General features: G+C 54.7%; 1 protein-coding gene. It reads right to left on the bottom strand.

The genetic code is table 11. The annotated features are described in order from the left end of the window. Window positions 1–1,128: IS1182 family transposase (locus tag PM2_RS29375; RefSeq protein WP_042132648.1), on the bottom strand; the 1,128-nt coding region annotated here is incomplete at its 3' end. Between the last annotated feature and the right edge of the window lie 67 nt (window positions 1,129–1,195).

Here is a 1,195-nt window from a genome sequence, read left to right on the forward strand (position 1 = left end):
GCATCCTGAAAACCAGTAGCAGTGCAGTAGCATGCCGTCTTCCACTGAGGAATGCCGGCGCGTCAGCAACTGACCCGCAGGGCATCGATATTCGTCCGAAGCAGCCATGTAGATGAAGTCCTGCTTGCCGAATCGGCCTTCCGCTTTGCTGCTCGATGTCAGTGGTTTAGGTACAAAGGTGGTGATGCCAGCTTGCTCGCAAGCAAGGATTTCCGGGCCTTTGTAATAGCCTCTATCAGCAACCACCGTCAGCGCCTCAGCACCGATTTCTTCCCGTGCCTGGTTAGCCATATTGCTCAGTTGCCCGCGATCATTACCAACGTTGGTCACCTCATGGGCAATGATCAGATGGTGTTTGTCGTCGACTGCTGTTTGTACGTTGTACCCAACTGTGCCGGAGCCTCGGCCGCTTGTGGCCATTGAGCGGGCATCTGGATCGGTAAGTGAGATTTGCTGATCGGGACTGGCTTGAAGCTGCGCCTCGATGTCCTTGAGTTTTTGCATCTGCTGTTTCAGTTTTTCGACTTTGTCTTTCAACCGCTCAGTCTTGGCCTCGGCCACTTCCGGCGCTGCCCGATCCGCTGAATCCATTGCCGCTAGATAGCGGTCGATGCTCTGCTCGATCTGCCGCATGCGCGCCTTCACTTTGCCTTGAGTGAAATTGCGGTCGCGGTTATTCACGGCTTTGAATTTGCTGCCGTCGATGGCGATGATCGATTGGGAGAAGAGATTGAGGTTGCGGCAAAGTACAACGAACTGCCGGCAGACACTGCGAATGGCTTTACCATTGTCTCGGCGAAAGTCGGCAATCGTTTTGAAGTCAGGCGCCAATCGGCCTGTCAGCCACATTAGCTCGACATTACGCTCGGCCTCACGCTCAAGCCGGCGGCTGGACTGAATTCGGTTGAGATAGCCGTAGATGTAGATTTTTAGCAGCACTGCTGGATGGTAAGCCGGACGACCCGTTGCCGCAGGATCGACACCCTCGAACCCGAGTGTTCCAAGATCGAGTTCATCGACAAAAACGTCGACTACCCGAACTGGGTTTTCTTCGGTGATGTAGTCGTCCAGGCACTCCGGCAGCAACGTGACTTGCGTCCGAGACTCACCTTCAATGAATCGCTTCATGATCGTCCCCGCCGCGATCTCGACGATCAGAAGGTTAGACAATCGCAGGCGTTTTCACACAGCCTGG

Origin of the sequence: Pseudomonas monteilii NBRC 103158 = DSM 14164 (genome assembly GCF_000730605.1) — a bacterium.
In the GTDB taxonomy this organism is placed as follows: Bacteria; Pseudomonadota; Gammaproteobacteria; order Pseudomonadales; family Pseudomonadaceae; genus Aquipseudomonas; species Aquipseudomonas monteilii.